The organism is Sphingomonas sp. Leaf22, assembly GCF_001421715.1.
Classification (GTDB): domain Bacteria; phylum Pseudomonadota; class Alphaproteobacteria; order Sphingomonadales; family Sphingomonadaceae; genus Sphingomonas.
The window spans coordinates 366,947-384,704 of the sequence record NZ_LMKP01000012.1 but is presented as its reverse complement, the minus strand read 5'-3'; the positions used below and the strand labels follow the sequence as shown (position 1 = coordinate 384,704).

19 protein-coding genes are annotated in these 17,758 nt (G+C 67.5%); 7 read left to right on the top strand and 12 right to left on the bottom strand.

Going from position 1 to position 17,758, the window contains the following annotated elements; genetic code table 11:
* Nucleotides 1-24 precede the first annotated feature (24 nt).
* Together ASE70_RS08495 and ASE70_RS08490 are read right to left on the bottom strand one after the other, a co-directional pair.
* The gene (locus tag ASE70_RS08495) at nucleotides 25-438 is read right to left on the bottom strand and encodes a hypothetical protein (RefSeq protein WP_082450868.1); all 414 of its coding nucleotides are present in this window, start codon (nucleotides 436-438) and stop codon (nucleotides 25-27) included.
* 131 nt (nucleotides 439-569) lie between these two features.
* Complete coding sequence (locus tag ASE70_RS08490; RefSeq protein ID WP_056402545.1) at nucleotides 570-2,654, bottom strand: malate synthase G; 2,085 nt, start codon at nucleotides 2,652-2,654, stop codon at nucleotides 570-572.
* A gap of 131 nt (nucleotides 2,655-2,785) precedes the next feature.
* On the opposite strand from ASE70_RS08490, the gene ASE70_RS08485 reads away from it, so the two are divergent.
* From ASE70_RS08485 to ASE70_RS08470, 4 genes are all read left to right on the top strand, one after another.
* Complete coding sequence (locus ASE70_RS08485) at nucleotides 2,786-3,691, top strand: LysR family transcriptional regulator (RefSeq protein WP_056503379.1); 906 nt, start codon at nucleotides 2,786-2,788, stop codon at nucleotides 3,689-3,691.
* Nucleotides 3,692-3,743: 52 nt separating this feature from the next.
* Complete coding sequence (gene hppD / locus ASE70_RS08480; protein ID WP_056503376.1) at nucleotides 3,744-4,802, top strand: 4-hydroxyphenylpyruvate dioxygenase; 1,059 nt, start codon at nucleotides 3,744-3,746, stop codon at nucleotides 4,800-4,802.
* Between the two features lie 150 nt (nucleotides 4,803-4,952).
* Nucleotides 4,953-6,236, top strand: coding sequence for a homogentisate 1,2-dioxygenase (hmgA, locus tag ASE70_RS08475; RefSeq protein WP_056503374.1), 1,284 nt, complete (start codon nucleotides 4,953-4,955; stop codon nucleotides 6,234-6,236).
* The gene (locus ASE70_RS08470) at nucleotides 6,233-6,592 is read left to right on the top strand and encodes a Rieske (2Fe-2S) protein (RefSeq protein ID WP_056503372.1); all 360 of its coding nucleotides are present in this window, start codon (nucleotides 6,233-6,235) and stop codon (nucleotides 6,590-6,592) included. The genes hmgA and ASE70_RS08470 overlap by 4 nt, the downstream gene beginning before the upstream one ends.
* On the opposite strand, the gene ASE70_RS08465 is transcribed toward ASE70_RS08470, so the two are convergent.
* Nucleotides 6,593-7,627, bottom strand: coding sequence for a patatin-like phospholipase family protein (locus ASE70_RS08465; protein WP_235519675.1), 1,035 nt, complete (start codon nucleotides 7,625-7,627; stop codon nucleotides 6,593-6,595).
* Between the two features lie 423 nt (nucleotides 7,628-8,050).
* On the opposite strand from ASE70_RS08465, the gene ASE70_RS08460 reads away from it, so the two are divergent.
* Nucleotides 8,051-8,668, top strand: a complete 618-nt coding sequence (locus ASE70_RS08460) for a YbhB/YbcL family Raf kinase inhibitor-like protein (RefSeq protein WP_056503368.1) — start codon at nucleotides 8,051-8,053, stop codon at nucleotides 8,666-8,668.
* 138 nt (nucleotides 8,669-8,806) lie between these two features.
* Here the strand turns inward: ASE70_RS08460 and ribH are convergent, their stop codons facing one another.
* From ribH to ASE70_RS08420, 8 genes are all read right to left on the bottom strand, one after another.
* The gene (ribH, locus tag ASE70_RS08455; protein WP_056503366.1) at nucleotides 8,807-9,229 is read right to left on the bottom strand and encodes a 6,7-dimethyl-8-ribityllumazine synthase; all 423 of its coding nucleotides are present in this window, start codon (nucleotides 9,227-9,229) and stop codon (nucleotides 8,807-8,809) included.
* A 1-nt stretch (nucleotide 9,230) separates the two neighbouring features.
* On the bottom strand, nucleotides 9,231-10,361 hold the full coding sequence (ribB, locus tag ASE70_RS08450) for a 3,4-dihydroxy-2-butanone-4-phosphate synthase (protein WP_056402361.1): 1,131 nt from the start codon (nucleotides 10,359-10,361) through the stop codon (nucleotides 9,231-9,233).
* Nucleotides 10,348-10,953: a riboflavin synthase gene (locus ASE70_RS08445; protein WP_056402550.1), complete on the bottom strand. Its 606-nt coding sequence runs from the start codon at nucleotides 10,951-10,953 to the stop codon at nucleotides 10,348-10,350. Before ASE70_RS08445 ends, ribB begins: the two co-directional genes overlap by 14 nt.
* A gap of 146 nt (nucleotides 10,954-11,099) precedes the next feature.
* A complete protein-coding gene (ribD, locus tag ASE70_RS08440) occupies nucleotides 11,100-12,053 on the bottom strand; it encodes a bifunctional diaminohydroxyphosphoribosylaminopyrimidine deaminase/5-amino-6-(5-phosphoribosylamino)uracil reductase RibD (protein WP_056503364.1) in 954 nt (317 codons plus the stop codon).
* 26 nt (nucleotides 12,054-12,079) lie between these two features.
* On the bottom strand, nucleotides 12,080-12,427 hold the full coding sequence (locus ASE70_RS08435; protein ID WP_056503361.1) for a hypothetical protein: 348 nt from the start codon (nucleotides 12,425-12,427) through the stop codon (nucleotides 12,080-12,082).
* 181 nt (nucleotides 12,428-12,608) lie between these two features.
* Nucleotides 12,609-13,250 (bottom strand): energy transducer TonB, encoded by a 642-nt coding sequence (locus ASE70_RS08430; protein ID WP_443024855.1) that lies wholly within the window; start codon nucleotides 13,248-13,250, stop codon nucleotides 12,609-12,611.
* Nucleotides 13,251-13,374: 124 nt separating this feature from the next.
* Nucleotides 13,375-14,694, bottom strand: a complete 1,320-nt coding sequence (gltX, locus tag ASE70_RS08425; protein ID WP_056503355.1) for a glutamate--tRNA ligase — start codon at nucleotides 14,692-14,694, stop codon at nucleotides 13,375-13,377.
* Nucleotides 14,695-14,734: 40 nt separating this feature from the next.
* Nucleotides 14,735-15,262 carry a YcxB family protein gene (locus ASE70_RS08420; RefSeq protein WP_056503352.1) on the bottom strand — a complete coding sequence of 176 codons (528 nt, stop codon included), beginning with the start codon at nucleotides 15,260-15,262 and terminating at the stop codon, nucleotides 14,735-14,737.
* Nucleotides 15,263-15,348: 86 nt separating this feature from the next.
* Here ASE70_RS08420 and ASE70_RS08415 point away from each other — a divergent pair, with 86 nt between their 5' ends.
* Together ASE70_RS08415 and ASE70_RS08410 are read left to right on the top strand one after the other, a co-directional pair.
* On the top strand, nucleotides 15,349-16,284 hold the full coding sequence (locus tag ASE70_RS08415) for a ribose-phosphate pyrophosphokinase (RefSeq protein WP_055999154.1): 936 nt from the start codon (nucleotides 15,349-15,351) through the stop codon (nucleotides 16,282-16,284).
* 84 nt (nucleotides 16,285-16,368) lie between these two features.
* Nucleotides 16,369-16,860 (top strand): DUF6622 family protein, encoded by a 492-nt coding sequence (locus ASE70_RS08410; protein WP_056503348.1) that lies wholly within the window; start codon nucleotides 16,369-16,371, stop codon nucleotides 16,858-16,860.
* A gap of 149 nt (nucleotides 16,861-17,009) precedes the next feature.
* Here ASE70_RS08410 and ASE70_RS08405 read toward each other — a convergent pair whose 3' ends face one another.
* On the bottom strand, nucleotides 17,010-17,756 hold the full coding sequence (locus ASE70_RS08405; protein WP_056503344.1) for a sulfite exporter TauE/SafE family protein: 747 nt from the start codon (nucleotides 17,754-17,756) through the stop codon (nucleotides 17,010-17,012).
* Nucleotides 17,757-17,758 lie beyond the last annotated feature (2 nt).

Genomic DNA, 17,758 nt, shown 5'->3' with positions numbered 1-17,758 from the left:
GAAACCGATCACCGATCGGCGAGCCTATCGACTGGTTGCCGCAGTACCGTCCTTGAACTCGACCCGCACGGCAACGAATGGTGCCGTGCCCCGGTTCTTGACGGCATGCAGGCCCTCGGGTGCCCCGCGCACTGTCTGGCCGACGGTGAGGGCGTGTGCATCGAAGCGCTGGGTCTCGACGGGGCGACCGTCGACCAGCTTGTATTCGATATAGGTGATCGGCTGGGGCCGTTCGAAATACATGATACTTGGCCAACGGTGATCGTGCACCGGTTCCGTCGCGCCCGGCATCACTTCGACCCGCAACACACGCACCTTGTCATCCTCGAACAGAATGCGATGGCTCTTGGGGGCAGCAGCCACCGCATCGAAACCGGGGGTCTGCGCCGCCGCCACGGTCGCCGCGAACGGCGTGAGCGCCAAAAGCAACGTTCGCATCGAACCTCCTGTCATCACCGTTTACCGGTAGCCAAGGTACCCGACTTTCGGCCGCCATGCGAATGCCGGCCAGTAGCAAACGTGCCGGTCGATGCAAAAACATGCGTCAACCGTCACCGACCATCTGCCTTTCACGCCGCCGCCTTCGCCACCTTCCGATACGCATGCAGCAACGGCTCGGTATAACCATTGGGCTGCGCCAGTCCCTCGAACACCAGCGCCCGCGCCGCCGCCAGCGCGACGCCGCCCGCCAGCGGCCGATAGGCCGGATCGCCGGCATTCTGCGCGTCGACCTTGACCGCCATCCGGTCGAACGCCGCATCGACGTCCGCCGCCGAACACACCCCGTGCAACAGCCAGTTGGCGATATGCTGCGATGAAATGCGCAGCGTCGCGCGGTCCTCCATCAATCCGACGTCGTGGATATCGGGCACTTTCGAACAGCCAATCCCCTGATCGATCCAGCGCACGACATAGCCGAGGATGCCCTGCGCATTATTGTCGAGCTCCCGCGCAACCTCGTCCGCATCCCAGTTCCGCCCCACCGCGAGCGGCAAGGTCAGCAACCGCGTCAGCGGTACGACCGGTTCGGCCGCCCGTGCCGCCTGTCGCTGCGCAACATCGACCGCATGATAGTGCAGCACGTGCAGCGTCGCGGCGGTCGGCGACGGTACCCATGCGGTGCTGGCCCCGCTCATCGGATGCGCGATCTTCTGGTACAGCATATCGGCCATCCGGTCGGGCGCGGCCCACATCCCCTTGCCGATCTGCGCCCGCCCGCCAAGGCCGCAGGCAAGCCCGGTCCGGACGTTGCGATCCTCATAGGCCGCGATCCAGTCGGCCCCCTTCATCTCGCCCTTCGGGATCATCGGCCCGGCATGCATCGCGCTGTGCAGTTCGTCGCCGGTGCGGTCGAGGAAACCGGTATTGATGAACACGATCCGGTGGCGAACGGCATGGATGCACGCCGCCAGATTGGCGGAGGTGCGCCGTTCCTCGTCCATCACCCCGACCTTGATCGTATGGCGTGGCAGCGTCAGCAGGTCCTCGACCGCGTCGAACAACCGGTCGGTGAACGCGACCTCTTCCGGCCCGTGCTGCTTGGGTTTGACGATATAGATCGATCCGGCCCGGCTATTGGAGCGCGCACCGTTCAGGTCGTGCAGCGCGATCAGGCTGGTGACGATCGCATCGACGATGCCTTCGGGTGCCTCGCCGCCATCGGCCAGCAGCAGCGCGGGCGTCGTCATCAAATGCCCGACATTGCGCACGAACAGCAGCGACCGTCCCGGCAGGGTAAGTTCGCCGCCATCCATCCTGACATAGCGGCGATCGGCGGCGAGGGTGCGGGTGACCGTCCGTCCGCTTTTGGCAAAGCTGGCCGACAGATCGCCGCGCATCAGCCCCAGCCAATTGGCATAGGCGGCAACCTTGTCCTCGGCATCGACCGCCGCGACCGAATCCTCCAGATCGCATATCGTGGTCAGCGCCGATTCGAGCAGGATATCGGCCAGCCCCGCCGGATCGGTGCGCCCGATCGCATGGTCGCGATCGATGACCAGTTCGATGTGCAGCCCATGATGGCGCAGCAGCAGGTTGTCGCCCGCCCGACCGACCAGTTGCACGGGGTCGGCCAGTCGCGGCGCGTCGCCGGTCCAGTCGCGCCAGCTCGCCCCGGCCAGCGGCACCGTTTCGTCCAGAAACGCCTTCGCACGGTCGATCACCGCCTGCCCGCGCGCCGCGTCATAGCCGCCCGGTTCCGGCGTACCGGGGATCGCATCGGTGCCGTACAGCGCGTCGTAGAGGCTGCCCCAGCGCGCATTGGCGGCGTTCAGCAGGAACCGCGCATTCAGGATCGGCACGACCAGCTGCGGTCCGGCCAGCGTCGCGATCTCCGCGTCGACGCCGGTCGGGTCGACCTCGAACGGCGCAGGCTCGTCGACCAGATAGCCGATCGAACGCAGGAACGCCGCCTGTTCGGCCGGATCGATCGCTTGGCCCGCGCGATCGACGAACCATGCATCGAGCTGCGCCTGCAACGCATCGCGCCGGGCGAGCAGCGCGCGATTTTCGGGGGCGAAGCGCGCAAGGATCGCCGCCGACCCTGCCCAGAAGGAGTCGGCCGGGATACCGGTGCCGGGCAACGCCCGTGCTTCGATGAACTCGGCCAGTTCGGCGGCGACCGATAGTCCGGCGCGATCGACATAGGCTTGCAGCACGGCATCCTCCCCGCACGTCGTACCGGCAAATCCCGGAAGGACGGTTGTTGTGCGACGAAGTGCTACCACCTCGCTTTTCGCATCGGTAGCGATCATAATCGCAGGACAGTCATTCCATGGAGGAACGAATGACGCTCGACCCCGACCATGCGCTCTTCGTCGCGATCCTCGACAGCGGCAGCATCGCCGCGACCGCACGGGCCAGCGGCACATCGCCGGCGATGGTCTCGAAACGGCTGGCCCGGCTGGAGGCGCGGCTCGGGGTGCGATTGATCGAGCGAACGACCCGGCGGCTGCACCCGACCCCGGTCGGTACGCAACTCCATGCCGACCTGAAGCAGATTCTCGCCGCGCTTGCCGCAGCGGAGGCGCGGGTGACCGGTGCCGCTTCCGCTCCTGCCGGCCCGCTCCGCATCGCCGCACCGACCTCGTTCGCACGGCTGCACATCGCGCCCCATCTCGGCGACTTCCTGCGTCTCTATCCGGCGGTCGCCCTCGAACTGACGTTGTCGGACGGCTATGTCGATCTGGCCGCCGGCCGGATCGACTGTGCGATCCGCATCACCGCCGACCCGCCTGCCGGCTATGTCGCGCGGCGGTTGGCGGGCAACCGGCGGGTGGTGTGCGCCAGTCCCGCCTATCTGGCCGCGCACGGCGTGCCGACCAGCCCCGCCGCGCTGGCCGGCCACCGCCTGCTCGCGGCGGAGGGGCAATTGCCGTGGACGCTGCTGCGACCCGCCCGGCGCGCCGTGGTCGAGGGTGTGTCGCACGTTCGCACCGATTCGAGTGAGATCGTCCGTGAACTGGCACTGGCCGGGGTCGGTATCGCGCTGCGATCGCTATGGGATGTCGGCAAGGCGCTGGCCGATGGTCGGCTGGTCCGCGTCCTGCCCGAATGGGAGGGGGCCCATGACCTTGCCATCCACGCGCTGCACGCTGCCCAGCCGCGCCCGGCGGTCAGCGCCTTTATCGATTTCCTCGCCGATCGCCTGTCGCCGCCACCATGGGAGCCGCTTGACACATCGGTCGGTTAGGATCAGTTTCGTATCAATTGATACGAATTAGGAGGATGCCGCCGTGGAGCATATGGACGTCAACCCGATGGGTCTCGACGGTTTCGAATTCTGCGAATTCACTGCCCCCGATCTCGACCGCATGGCCGCCCAGCTCGAACAATTCGGCTTCGTCGCCGCATCGAAGCATCGCAGCCGCGACGTCGTGCGCTACAAGCAGGGCCGGATCAACCTACTGCTCAACCGTATTCCGAACGGCCATGCTGCGGACTTTGCTGCGCAGCATGGACCGTCGGCATCGGGGATGGCGTTCCGCGTCGCCGATGCGAAAGCCGCGTTCGAAGCCGCCGTCGCGCGCGGTGCGACGCCCGCCGATCCGGCGCTAGGCGTGCTCGGCGAAGGCTATGCGTTGCAGGGCATCGGCGGATCGATGCTGTATCTGGTCGACCGGCACGGCGCGGCCGGATCGCTGTACGACGACTGGGACGCGATTCCCGGCGCTGCCGAGGCGGAGGCCGCCAACAATGTCGGTCTCGACCTGCTTGACCATCTGACCCACAATGTGAAGCGCGGGCAGATGCGAACCTGGTCGACCTTCTACAACCAGATCTTCGGGTTCGAAGAACAGAAATATTTCGACATCAAGGGCAAGGCGACCGGCCTGTTCAGCCAGGCGATGATCGCGCCGGACAAGGCGATCCGCATCCCGCTGAACGAAAGCCAGGACGACAAGAGCCAGATCGAGGAATTCATCCGCGACTATAATGGCGAAGGCATCCAGCACCTCGCCTTCACCACCGCCGACATCTTCGACACCGTCGAAAAGCTGCGCGCGCGCGGCGTGAAGTTGCAGGACACGATCGAGACCTATTACGAACTGGTCGACAAGCGCGTACCCGGCCACGGCGAGGATCTCGAACGCCTGCGCCGCAACCGCATCCTGATCGACGGCAATGTCGGCGAGGAAGGGTTGCTGCTGCAGATCTTCACCGAACCGATGTTCGGGCCGATCTTCTTCGAAATCATTCAGCGCAAGGGCAATGAAGGGTTCGGCAACGGCAATTTTCAGGCGTTGTACGAAAGCATCGAGCTCGATCAGATCCGGCGGGGCGTCATTACGGTCGATGCTTGAGGCATCGGCCGGATGCGGGCACGCAGGTGCCCGGCCCCGCCCGGCCAGCGCAGCGGAGCCGGGCCATAAGGCGCGGCTTTGCCGCGACTGACGGCCCGGCGGGCAACGATCAAGCTCCTCCCCGTACCAGGGAGGATTGATGAGGTGATCATGACCTACCACCCCGGTTTCGCCAACCACATCGCCACCGAAGCCGTCGCGGATGCGCTGCCGATCGGTCGCAACAGCCCGCAGCATGTCCCGTTCGGCCTGTATGCTGAACAACTCTCCGGCACCGCCTTCACCGCGCCGCGCGGCGAGAACCGGCGTTCGTGGCTCTATCGCCTGCGCCCGACCGCCAATCACGGCGCGTTCGTGCCGTACACCGGCGCAACGACCGTCGAGACCGCACCGATCGCCGGTCCACCGCCCAGCCCCAACCGCATGCGCTGGGACCCGTTGCCCTTGCCGACCGAACCGACCGACTGGGTCGACGGTCTCGTGACCTATGGCGCGACCGGCGACGTCGCGGCGCAGAGCGGCGTCGGCATCCACCTCTATGCCGCGAACCAGGACATGGCGCGCGCCTTCTTCTCGGCTGATGGCGAATTGCTGATCGTGCCGCAGCAGGGTCGGCTGGCGATCGACACCGAACTCGGCCGGATCGATATCGCCCCGCTCCAGATCGCCCTGATCCCGCGCGGCGTCCGCTTCCGCGTGTCGCTACCCGATGGCGCGGCGCGCGGCTATGTCTGCGAGAATTACGGCAGCCTGTTCCGCCTGCCCGATCTCGGACCGATCGGCGCCAACGGCCTCGCCAACCCCCGCGATTTCGAGACGCCATCGGCATGGTATGAGGATCGCGACACCCCCTGCGAAGTGATCCAGAAGTTTCAGGGCGGCCTGTGGACCACCACCCTCGACCACAGCCCGTTCGACGTGGTCGCGTGGCACGGCAATCTCGGGCCGTGCCGCTATGACCTGACCCGCTTCAACACGATCAACACCGTCAGTTTCGACCATCCCGATCCGTCGATCTTCACCGTGCTGACCGCGCCCAGCGACACACCCGGCACTGCCAATTGCGACTTCGTGATCTTTCCGCCGCGCTGGATGGTCGCCGAAGACACGTTCCGCCCGCCCTGGTTCCACCGCAACGTCATGAGCGAGTTCATGGGACTCATCACCGGTGCCTATGACGCGAAGGAAGGCGGCTTCGCCCCCGGCGGCGCGTCGCTGCACAACCAGATGAACGGCCACGGCCCCGATCAGGCCAGCTATGACAAGGCCGTCGCCGCCGAGCTTAAACCGCACAAGATCACCGACACCATGGCCTTCATGTTCGAAACCCGCCACGTCGTGAAGCCGAGTCGCTGGGCGATGGCATCGCCGACCATGCAACTCGACTATGACGATGTCTGGACCGGTTTCGCCAAGGCACGCCTGCCCGGATGATCGACACCCGCGTCTTCGCCACCCCGGCCGGGGTGACGCTTGGAGCCTTGACCGACATCGCCGACGGTCGCGCACGCAATTACGTGCTGCAACTGCGCGCCGGGCGCTTCCACGGCTTCGTCGTGCGGCGCGGCGATGCGGTGGTCGGCTATGTCGACCGCTGCCCGCATATGGGCCTGCCCCTCGCCCAGACGCTCGACGCCTATCTGACGCCCGACGGCAGCGCGATCACCTGTAGCTGGCACGCCGCGCTGTTCGCGATCGACGATGGCAGGTGCCTCGGCGGCCCCTGCCCCGGCCAGTCGTTGACGCCATGGCCGGTGACGCTCGCCGACGGCGCGATCGTCACCGCCTGATTACGCCGCCACCGCCTCGGGCAATTCGGTCAGCGTCGATCCCTGCCCCAGCTGCGCGCCATGCGTGGCCAGCCACGCATCCGCCGTCGCCCGGCCTAGTTCGCGCAACGCCTCCAGCTGCGACCGGCGCGTATCGCTCTTGCCGGTCGGTCCCCGCTCGGACAGTGCCGGCGCGGCCTCCATCAGGTGCAGGTTGGTCTGCGCCAGTGCCGTGAAAGTATCGTCGATCGGCGGCGCGCGCCGCGCGATCGTCTGCACCTCGGTCAACGCCTTCAGGTCGCGCAACAGGCAGGCGTTGAACCCGATATCGCTCATCCGGCCCATCACCTCGACCAGCGTGTCGGGCGTCTCGTGGGTGGCGAACGGCGTGATCTGCACGATCAGCATGTCGGTCTGTCCATGCCCGTTGAAGATCAGCGGCTCCAGCGCCGGATTGGCCGAAAAGCCGCCATCCCAATAGGGTTCGCCGTCGATCGTCACCGGCCCGAACAGATCGGGCAGGCAGGCCGACGCCATCAGTGCACCGAGCGTGATCTCGTCATTCCGGAACAGCCGCGCCGCCCCGGTCGCGACCCGCGTCGCGGCGATCGACAACGGGATCGCGTCGGGCGACGTCAGCAGCGAGAGGTCGAGGCTGTCGCCGACTACCCGCCGCAGCGCCCGCATGTCCCGCAATCCCGGCGACAGCGGCGCGATATAGCGGCTGAACAGTTTACTGAATTCCAGCGACCGGCGGAGGAACGGTTCGAACGCCGGCATCATCCAGAAATCGGTATCGAACGCCTGCAACGGCGAGTTGCGCGAAACGCTGTCCCACAACCGCGCCAGCGCGTCCTTCGCCCCCTGCCGCCCGCCGCTGGCATAGCCGGTGACTAGCGCCGCACCGTTCAGCGCCCCGGCCGACGCGCCGCTTACCGCGACGATCGGCCAGTCTTCTTCGAGCAGCCGGTCGAGCACCCCCCAGCCATAGGCACCATGCGCGCCACCCCCTTGCAACGCGAGCGCCAGACGCGGCGATTGGGCGGGTGCGGTCATGGCGGTCTCCGGATAAATCGATTCCATGCTGCAACGCAATAATGCCCATTCGTATCCGATCGGCCCGTCATTGCCGGCCATGGCCCGTCTCACCCCGACACAGGCGACCGTACCGATTCCCGCCCCCTGCCGTACGCCCGCGCAGGCGGGGGGCCGGGGCGACGGCGGACACCGGCACTGACCGCCAGCAGGCGTACGCCCGCGCAGGCGGGGGGCCGGGGTCCTGAGCGCAAGCCGTTGTTATCCTTGGTGCCGCCCCTCGCCGGCGCGGGGGTACGGCGCGTTTCCGGCCAGGCCTGCGACGTTCGCAGCGGTCTGACACCACGGACACGGAAACCTTCGCGACAGGATTTCTACCGGCCCCGCGGACCTTGCCGCCGGTCTCGCCGGTTATCGGCGGACCATTGCGACGAAAGGACCATCATGCTCGAACATGTTCCGGGGTGGCTGGGCGCCTTGCTGCACAATGTCCGCGCGGGCGCGTCGAAGCTGACGATCGTCGATCCGGCGCTGGGCAGCTTCGCCAGCCTCGACCTCGCCAGCCTCGCCTTTGCCGACGGACAGCGGCTGCCCGAACGCTTCACCGCCGACGGCGAAGGGGTCTCACCGCCGCTGCACTGGCGCGGCGTTCCTCCGGAAGCGACGTCGCTGGCGCTGATCGTCGAGGACCCCGACGCCCCCTCGACCCAGCCGCTGGTCCACGCGATCCTGTGGGGCATACCCGCTGCCGACGGGCAGGTCGCCGAAGGTGCGATCCGCCCCGATGGCGACGGCGATGCCGCGCACGGCGATGTCGGCCGCAACAGCTATCTGCGCGAAGGCTGGCTGCCGCCCGATCCCCCGACCGGGCACGGCGAACATCGCTACGCTTTCCAGCTGTTCGCGCTGAAGGACGCGCCGCAGCTCGACCCCAATCCGGGTCGCGGCGCGGTGATGGAAGCGATGGCCGGCCGCGTCCTCGCCGCCGGCGTCCTCACCGGCATCTATTCGCGCGGCGAACCGGCGGAAATAGGTCCGGTCGGAGGCGTAGTGCCGGCCTAAAATCCTCCCCGGCACGGGGAGGGGGACGAGCCGCAGGCTGGTGGAGGGGGGTCTCCGCAAACGGAACGCCAGTGGAAATCCCCCTCCACCACCGCTTCGCGGCGGTCCCCCTCCCCGTGCCGGGGAGGAGCTACATCGTCAAACCGAAAACCGCTCGCGCAATTCCATCATCGCCAGCGCCGCCTTGGCCGCCTCGCCGCCCTTGTCCTTCTCGTCCCGCTTCGCCCGCGTCAGCGCCTGCGCCTCGTTCTCGACGGTCAGGATGCCGTTGCCGACCGGCACGCCTTCGAGACTCAGGTTCATGATCCCGCGCGCGCTCTCGTTCGACACGACCTCGAAATGATAGGTCTCGCCGCGGATGATGACGCCCAGCGCGACGAACGCGTCATAGACTTCCGCCGCATCGGCGATCGCGATCGCACCGGGTACTTCCAGCGCGCCGGGTACGGTCACCGTCTCGTGTTCGTGCCCCGCCGCCTCGATCGCCGCCCGCGCACCTTCGAGCAGCAGGTCGTTCAGATGGTCGTAAAACCGCGCCTCGACGATCAGTATCTTGGCCATATCAATTCTCCGTGATCGGCCGTTCGCCGACGATTTTCAGCCCATAGCCGTCGAGCCCCACCAGCGTGTGATGGGTGTTGGTCAGCACCACCATGTCCTCGACGCCCAGTTCGTTCAGGATCATCGCGCCGACGCCATAGTCGCGCAGTTCCTCCATGTCGGGCACCGGCGCGCCGCTGCGAGCATGGATCGCCAGCGTCAGCCCGTCGGGCCGCGGGCGGTTGATGACGACGACGACGCCCGCGCCCTCCTCGCCGATGATCCGCATCGACTGGCGCAGCAGCCCGCCGCGCTCGCCGCCTTCACCGAACAGGTCGGCGAACGGCGACAGCGCGTGCATCCGCACCAGCGTCGGCTTGCTCGGATCGATCAGCCCCTTGACCAGCGCGACCTGCTCGCTGCCGGTCGCCTTGTTCCAGAAGGTCATGGCGCGCCATTCGCCGCCCCATTCGCTTTCGAACACCGTGTCCGCGCGCTTTTCGACCAGATGGTCGTGGCGACGGCGATACGCGATCAGGTCGCGGATCGTCCCGATCTTCAGGCCGTGCAGCTGCGCGAAGCCGATCAGGTCGTCCATCCGCGCCATCGTCCCGTCCTCGTTCATGATCTCGCAGATCACGCCCGAGGGATTGAGGCCGGCCAAACGCGACACGTCGACCGCCGCCTCGGTATGGCCGGCACGCACCAGCACCCCGCCTTCGCGTGCGACCAGCGGGAACACATGGCCCGGCGTCACGATCTCCGACGCTTCCTTCGACGCATCGATCGCGACGGCGATCGTCCGTGCGCGGTCGGCGGCCGAAATGCCGGTCGTCACCCCCTCGCGCGCCTCGATCGAGACGGTGAAGGCGGTTTCGTGCCGCGTGCCGTTGTTGCGCGCCATCAGGTCGAGGCCGAGTTGCTCGACCCGCGACTTGGTCATCGCAAGGCAGATCAGCCCGCGCCCGTGCCGCGCCATGAAATTGACCGCATCGGGCGTCGCCATCTGCGCCGGGATGACCAGATCGCCCTCATTCTCGCGATCCTCGTCATCGACCAGGATGAACATCCGCCCGTTACGGGCTTCGTCGATGATCTCTTCGGGGGAGGACAGGAAAGCGTGGCGGAGACCCGCCAGTTCAGCGTTGGCCACGGACTTGTTCCATTCGCATCAGATAACGGGCGAGCACGTCGATCTCGATATTGACCGACTGCCCTTCGGCGAGGTCCCCGAGCGTCGTGACCGACTGGGTATGGGGGATCAGGTTGACGGTGAAGCGGGTGCCGGTCGCGTCGTCGGCCACGTCGTTGACGGTCAGCGAAACGCCGTCGATCGTCACCGATCCCTTGGTCGCGACGAACGGGCTGAGCGCGCGATCGATCGCGAAAGTCACCCGCGTCGAATCCTTGTCGGCGCTCCGGTCGACGACCGTGCCGACGCCGTCGACATGGCCGGTAACGATATGCCCGCCCAGTTCGTCGCCCAGCTTCAGCGCGCGTTCGAGGTTCAGCGGGCGTCCCGCGATCCATTGGTCGGCGGTGCGCGACACCGTCTCGCCCGACACGTCGACCGCGAACCAGCCCGGCCCCTTTTCGACCACGGTCAGGCACACGCCCGAACACGCGATCGACGCGCCCATATCGATGGTGGCGGTGTCATAGGCGCAACCGATGCGGACGCGCAGGTCGCCCGGCCCGTCGATCGATTCGATGCGCCCTACGTCGCTGACTATTCCGGTGAACACGCTTCGCTCCTTCTCGCGGATCGATCGACACATCGCCCTTCGTCATCCCCGCGCAGGCGGGAATCCATACACGCTGCCGACGGGAAAGTGCCGAAACGTCAGCGGCTATGGATTCCCGCCTGCGCGGGAATGACGATGGGGCCAGCCTATGGCTCGATCCTGACGCGCTCGTAGACTTCCAACCGGTCGCTGCCAAGCATCCGGGCGTCGTGCAGTCGCCAGCGGCCATGCGCCGCCGCCAGATCGGTCAGGGCGATATCGGGCAGCGTCCGGCCATGGCCGATCAGGATCGGGGCGCGGTACAGCAGCAACCGGTCGACCGCATCGGCGCGCAGGAACGCCGCCGCCGTCGCCGCACCGCCCTCGACCAGCACATGGTCGCCCGGCAGGTCGGACAGCGCCTCGACCCCCGGCAGCATCGTGAACCCGTCCATCGCCTCGCAATCGGCCGACAACACCACCCGCTGCGGACTGCGCGCGTTCAGCCCCGGCAGGCGCACGTCCAGCTTCGGCCGGTCGATCTCGGCGGTGCCCCGCCCGACCAGGATCGCTTCGTGGCGGCTGCGCTCCAGATGGCCGTGCGCGCGTGCCTGCGGTCCGGTGATCCACTGGCTCTGGCCATCGGCCCGCGACACCGCGCCGTCCAGCGACAGCGCCAGCTTCAGCGTGACGAACGGCCGCCCCAGCGCGCGCCGGGTCAGGAACCCCGCCATCGCCCGCGCCGCATCCCCGGCACAAACGCCGCTGACGACCGCGATCCCCGCCGCCTGCAACCGCGCGATCCCCAGCCCGTCGGTCCGCGGATCAGGATCGCGCAGGCCGATCACCACCCGCGCCACGCCGTGCCCGATCAGCAGGTCCGAACAGGCCGGCCCGCGCACCGACGCATGCGCGCACGGCTCCAGCGTGACATAGGCGGTCGCGCCCCGCGCGGCGTCGCCCGCCTGCGCCAGCGCCACCGCCTCGGCATGCGGCCGCCCGCCCGCCCGCGTCCAGCCGCGCCCGACCACCCGGCCGTCCGCCACGACGATGCAACCGACATTGGGATTGGGCGCGGTGGCCCCACGCGTCCGCGCCGACAGCGTCAGCGCCGCGCCCATCCAGCGCGCATCCTCGACCGGGTCGGTCAGATGCCCCAGCTTTTGAGCTTGTCGTCGATCTTCTTCCACTCGGCCTGCCGCTTGGCGCGTTCGCGCTCGAACTCGGCGTTCGCCGCGTCCTGCTTGGCCTGGTCGATCTTCTGCTGCGCGATGATCTCCGCATCGGTGCGGTTCGCGGGCCAGCTTTCGACATAGATGATGTTCGGCCGGTACACGCGTTCGAAATAGGAATCGTGCACGAAGCCCCATCCGATCAACAGCACGATGCAGATCGACGCCAGCAGGAACCACCATTCATGCTTCTCGCGCGTCCGCGCGAACCCGATAAAGTCCCGCACGGCATGAACCGGCGAAAAGAGATGGCGCAATTTCATCGCCGCCAGAGATAGGCGCACCCGCCGCCCACCGCCAGCCCCCTGCGCGGTCGGAAGACCTTACCGCCCGGGGACAGGTCGATGGAGGCCGCTGACACGGGAGACGCCGGGGCGATCGCAACCCCTCCGCGCCTCCGCGTGAACCACCTTCTTCCTCTACCGGCGAAGCATCGGCAAACGCTCAGCCATCCTGCATCGTGAAGCGCACCGTCATCTCGCGCCAGCTTTCGACCGCCACCCCGTCGCGGGTCGCGGGACGGAAGCGCCATTTCGACAGCGCGCGCTTCTTCGTGGCTTCGAAGAACGCGTCGCTGGTGGCGCGCACCGGCTCGATCGCGCGCACCCGCCCGTCGCCGCCGACCAGCACGCGGACGACCACCACGCCGTCACGGCCGATATTGCGTTCGAATGCGGGATAATCGGGCTGGAAATCGGCGCGATAGCGCGGATCGACGCTGGCCGACACCAGCACCGGCAGCGGCGTGGCGACCGTCACCGGCCCGCCTGTTCCGGCCCCACTTGGCGTCGTCGGCAGCGATAGCGGCGTCGGCGGAGCCGGCGGAATGACCTCGGTGCTTTCGATCGTCGGGCCGGTCACCGGATAGGGCGCGGGCGGCACGACGGGCAGCGGCACGGGGGCGGGATCGTCGATGACCCACTCGACCGGCTTTACCTCGTCCGGGATCGGCGGCGGTGGCGGATCGATCGGGATGGCGGTGGCCTCGAACGGATGGTCGACCGGCCCGCGCAGGACCGTCGTCGCCGTCATCATCGCCAGCGCCAGCAAGCCGCCGTTGATCGCAATCGCAATACCCAAGCCCACCGGGCTCAGGCCACGTTGTCCCTCATATGCCATGCCACCGTCCCTTCGATTCGTATCTCCTGCCGTCCACTCGGCCCGTGCGATGAGATACCCTCACGAAGGATCTGTAAAGCTGACGTGCGCGTCAGCGGCGCAGCCGATCGACCGCGCGCGCCCGCCCGATCAGCGGCAGCAGCGTCGCCATGTCCGGCCCATGATCAATACCCGTCAGCGCGCGGCGCAACGGCAGGAACAACGCCTTGCCCTTGCGCCCGGTCTCGGTCTTCAGCGCGGCGGTCAGCTGGCCCCATGGATCGGTCCAGTCCAGCCCCGCCGCGACCTCGGCCGCCCGGTCCAGAAACGCGCGATCCTCCGGCGCGACCGGCACCGGGTCGACCGGCCCGGTGACCACCCGCCACCAATCGCCCGCCTCGTCGACTCGCGCGATATTGCCGCGCACTGCGTCCCACGCCGCCGCATCCATTCCCTCTGGCAACGCGCCCTCGACCCGTTCGAACGGCAGCTGATGCACGATCCGCGCATTCACCTGCGCCAGCTCGCCCTCGTCGAACCGCGCCGGCGCACGCCCGAACCGGCCGAAATCGAACGCCGCGATCAACGGTGCCGGATCGATCACCGCCTCTACGGGATCGCTGGTCCCCAGCCGTGCGAGCAGCGCCACCACCGCCTCCGGCTCAATACCCTGCTCCCGGAAATGCTCGACGCCCAGCGACCCCAGCCGCTTCGACAGCTTGCCCTCGTTCCCGACCAGCAACGCCTCATGGGCAAACGCCGGCGGCACTGCCCCCATCGCGGAGAACATCTGCATTTGCGTGGCCGTATTGGAGACATGATCCTCGCCACGCACGACATGGGTCACGCCCATATCGGCATCGTCGATCACCGACGGCAACAGATACAGCCACGACCCGTCGGCCCGCCGCACCACCGGATCGGACAGCAGCGCCCCGTCGAACGTCTGCGGCCCCCGCACCATGTCGTCCCACGCGATCGGCTCGGCTTCCAGCCGGAACCGCCAGTGCGGTCGCCGCCCCTCATCCTCCAGCCGCGCCCGATCCGCGTCGGTCAGTTTCAGCGCGGCGCGATCATAGACCGGCGGCAGCCCCCGCCCCGCCAAAATCTTGCGCCGCAAATCCAGCTCTTCGGGCGTCTCATAGGCAGGATAGATGCGCCCGGTCGCGACCATGTCGGCGAACACCGCCTCATACCGGTCGAACCGCGCCGACTGCCGTTCCTCGCCATCGGGCACCAGCCCCAGCCACGCCAGATCGCGCCGGATCGCCTCGACGAACCGCTCCTCGCTGCGCGCGCCATCGGTGTCGTCGATCCGCAGCAGGAACCGCCCGCCCCGCTGCTTCGCGAACATCCAGTTGTGGAGCGCGGTGCGCAGATTGCCGATATGCAGAAAGCCGGTCGGGCTGGGAGCGAAACGGGTCACGGTCATGCCCGCCGTTTAGGGAGCGGGCGTGGCCGCGGCAACCGCATCAGCGGCGCGGCAGCCCTGCATCGGTCAGTATCGCCTCCACCTGCGCCAACTGGCCCGCATCGAACGCACGCCGCGGGATGAAATAGGCGAGCAGGTCGTTGCCATAGAGCAGCAACACCTCGCGCCCGAGATGCCAATGGAGCAACTCGCCCCATGGCAGCGCGATATCCGCCCGGACGCTCTGCTGGCGGAACCCGGTCGCATCGAATATCGTGCGATGCTCGTGATGTAGCGTTTTTTGCTGCACGAACAGCCGTCGCGACCGGCGCGGCAGCAGCAGGCGATTGACGCCGATACATGCCGCCAGTCCGACCGCACCGCTCGCAGCGCCTCCGACGGCGATCACCAGCGCCACCAACGGCGGATCCCCCGTCGTCAGCAGCAGAAGGAATATGCCCAGCACCACGACGCCTAGCAACAGCGCTGTCCGCCCGAAGAACCGGCGTGATCGCAACTGTCGCGCGAACATCGCCTTCTGTACCGCGACATAATCCTCGGCCGTCGGCGTGAACGTCACTTCGACCATCGCTCATCCCTTCGCGTCACATGGCTTTCACAATTCGTCCGCGGCCTCTATGGCGCACCCATCTTTTCATCGATACGGGCGCACCCATGAAGCTGCTGGCGGGCAATTCCAACCTTCCCCTGTCGACCGCGATCGCGGACTATCTGGAGATTCCGCTGACCACGGCCAGCGTGCGCCGCTTCGCCGACGAGGAAATCTTCGTCGAGGTGCTGGAGAATGTGCGTGGCGAGGACGTGTTCGTTGTCCAGTCGACCAGCTATCCGGTCAACGACAACCTCATGGAAATGCTCATCATGATCGACGCGCTGAAACGCGCGTCGGCGCGTCGCATCACCGCCGTCCTCCCCTATTTCGGCTATGCGCGGCAGGACCGGAAGCCCGGCCCCCGCACCCCGATCTCGGCGAAGCTGGTCGCGAACATCATTACCGAAGCCGGTGCCGACCGCGTGCTGTGCGTCGACCTGCACGCCGGACAGATTCAGGGCTTCTTCGATATCCCGACCGACAATCTCTATGCCGCGCCGGTGATGTCGGAGGATATCAAGACCCGCTTTGGCGAGCATAACCTGATGGTCGTGTCGCCCGACGTCGGCGGCGTGGTCCGCGCGCGCAGCCTCGCCAAGCGCCTCCACAACGCCCCCCTCGCCATCGTCGACAAGCGTCGCGAGCGGGCCGGCGAATCGGAGGTCATGAACATCATCGGCGATGTCGAGGGCCGTTTCTGCGTCCTGATCGACGATATCGTCGATTCGGCCGGCACGCTGTGCAACGCCGCCGCCGCCCTCAAACAGGCGGGCGCGGTCGGCGTCGTCGCCTATTGCACCCACGGCGTCCTGTCGGGCGGTGCGGTGGCGCGGGTCGAGGCGTCGGCGCTCGAGGAACTGGTCATCACCGATTCGATCGGCAACCACGACGTGATCGCACAGGGCAAGAAGATCCGCCACCTGACCATCGCGCCGCTGCTCGCCGAAGCGATCCGGCGCATCGCGGATGAATCGTCGGTATCGAGCCTGTTCGACTGAGGCGTTTCGCTCCGGGCGCGCCTTGTCAGCCGGTCGTGATGCTCTAGCATGGCGGCATCATCCTTTGGGGGAAGGAACCAGGTCATGCATGCCAGTCAGATCGCAACCGGGGCACCGACATGGGTCTATGCCCTGCTGGCGGGCCTCGTGTTCCTCGGCGTGCGGCGGTTGCGGACGCGCGAGGTGCCGGTCGCGGTCGCGCTGCTTCCGTCCATCGCCTTCCTGTTGTGGAGCGTGATCGGGGTCGCGGCCTTCGCCCATCAGGTCGGGATCCTGCCTGCACTGGCGGCCTGGGCAGGCGGTGCTGCGCTGGGGGCGGCAAGCGGTGCGTTCCTGCCCGATCCGCGCGGGCAGCGGTTGCCGGGCGGGCGGGTCCGCCAGCCGGGGTCGCCGTTGCCGCTGATCCTCTATCTCGGCGTATTCGTCGTCCGCTTCGCCTGCGGCGCATGGGCGGCGGTCGTTCCGGCGCAGGCGGTGCTCGCCACCGCGATCGGCATCGCGGCGGGGGCGGCGGTGATGGCACGGCTGCTGGTGGGCGTCGCGCGTTGGCGCACGGTTTCAACCCTGCCCGCCTGAATGCGCTGTGCGCATTTTTGCGGTGCCGGCCCGCTCCCCCACCCCACCACCCATGCAGGTATAATGACCTGGGTGGTGGGATGGGGGAGCGGGCTGGCACCGCCGGCAAAACTCGCTCTACCGCGAGTTTTCAAACAGCCTCTGGGCGGTCACATCACCCCATCCCATACCAACTTCACCCCCACCGCGATCATCAGCACATAAATCGCGGTATAGAACCGCTTCGCCGACACCCGCCGCACCAGCCACACCCCGGCAATGGTCGCCGCGATCGCCACCGGCAACAGCACCGCCGACGTCGCCAGATTCGCCGCCGTGAACTGCCCCAGCGCCAGATAGGCCGGCACCTTCAGCCAATTGACCGCGCCGAAGAACAGCGCGGTCGTGCCCACCAGCACGTCGCGGGGAAGCTGACGCGGCAACACCCATAGCTGGAACGGCGGCTGCCCGGCATGGGCGATCTGGCTGGTGAACCCCGATGCCACGCCGAACGTCGTGCCGACCCAGCCCGGCGACTGCCGCGCGACCGGCATCCCGCTGCGTTCGGTCCATAGCCGCCACAGCCCGAACGCGATCGAAATCCCCCCGACCACCGCCAGCACCGCCGAAGGTTGCACCGCGCTCGCAAAGCCATAGCCCAGCAGGATGCCGATCCCCGCGCCCGGCAGCATCCATGCGATCACCTGCCAGTCGATCGTCCGCCGGAACGCCCAGATGCCGACGACGTCCTGCACGATCAGGATCGGCAACAGGATTGCCGCCGCGCGCACCGGATCGACCGCCAGTGCCAGCATCGGCAGCGACAATGCCCCCATCCCCGAAAAGCCGCCCTTGGCCAGCCCCAGCATCAGCACCGCCGGCACCGCCAGCGCATAGAAGAACGGATCGTCGATCATGC

Excerpts from the sequence above, each read along its gene's own strand:
- ASE70_RS08495 (WP_082450868.1), bottom strand. The coding sequence starts at position 438 with ATGCGAACGTTGCTTTTGGCGCTCACGCCGTTCGCGGCGACCGTGGCG.
- ASE70_RS08485 (WP_056503379.1), top strand. The coding sequence starts at position 2,786 with ATGACGCTCGACCCCGACCATGCGCTCTTCGTCGCGATCCTCGACAGC.
- hppD (WP_056503376.1), top strand. The coding sequence starts at position 3,744 with ATGGACGTCAACCCGATGGGTCTCGACGGTTTCGAATTCTGCGAATTC.
- hmgA (WP_056503374.1), top strand. The coding sequence starts at position 4,953 with ATGACCTACCACCCCGGTTTCGCCAACCACATCGCCACCGAAGCCGTC.
- ASE70_RS08470 (WP_056503372.1), top strand. The coding sequence starts at position 6,233 with ATGATCGACACCCGCGTCTTCGCCACCCCGGCCGGGGTGACGCTTGGA.
- ASE70_RS08465 (WP_235519675.1), bottom strand. The coding sequence starts at position 7,627 with ATGACCGCACCCGCCCAATCGCCGCGTCTGGCGCTCGCGTTGCAAGGG.
- ASE70_RS08460 (WP_056503368.1), top strand. The coding sequence starts at position 8,051 with ATGCTCGAACATGTTCCGGGGTGGCTGGGCGCCTTGCTGCACAATGTC.
- ribH (WP_056503366.1), bottom strand. The coding sequence starts at position 9,229 with ATGGCCAAGATACTGATCGTCGAGGCGCGGTTTTACGACCATCTGAAC.
- ribD (WP_056503364.1), bottom strand. The coding sequence starts at position 12,053 with ATGGGCGCGGCGCTGACGCTGTCGGCGCGGACGCGTGGGGCCACCGCG.
- ASE70_RS08435 (WP_056503361.1), bottom strand. The coding sequence starts at position 12,427 with ATGAAATTGCGCCATCTCTTTTCGCCGGTTCATGCCGTGCGGGACTTT.
- gltX (WP_056503355.1), bottom strand. The coding sequence starts at position 14,694 with ATGACCGTGACCCGTTTCGCTCCCAGCCCGACCGGCTTTCTGCATATC.
- ASE70_RS08420 (WP_056503352.1), bottom strand. The coding sequence starts at position 15,262 with ATGGTCGAAGTGACGTTCACGCCGACGGCCGAGGATTATGTCGCGGTA.
- ASE70_RS08415 (WP_055999154.1), top strand. The coding sequence starts at position 15,349 with ATGAAGCTGCTGGCGGGCAATTCCAACCTTCCCCTGTCGACCGCGATC.
- ASE70_RS08410 (WP_056503348.1), top strand. The coding sequence starts at position 16,369 with ATGCATGCCAGTCAGATCGCAACCGGGGCACCGACATGGGTCTATGCC.
- ASE70_RS08405 (WP_056503344.1), bottom strand. The coding sequence starts at position 17,756 with ATGATCGACGATCCGTTCTTCTATGCGCTGGCGGTGCCGGCGGTGCTG.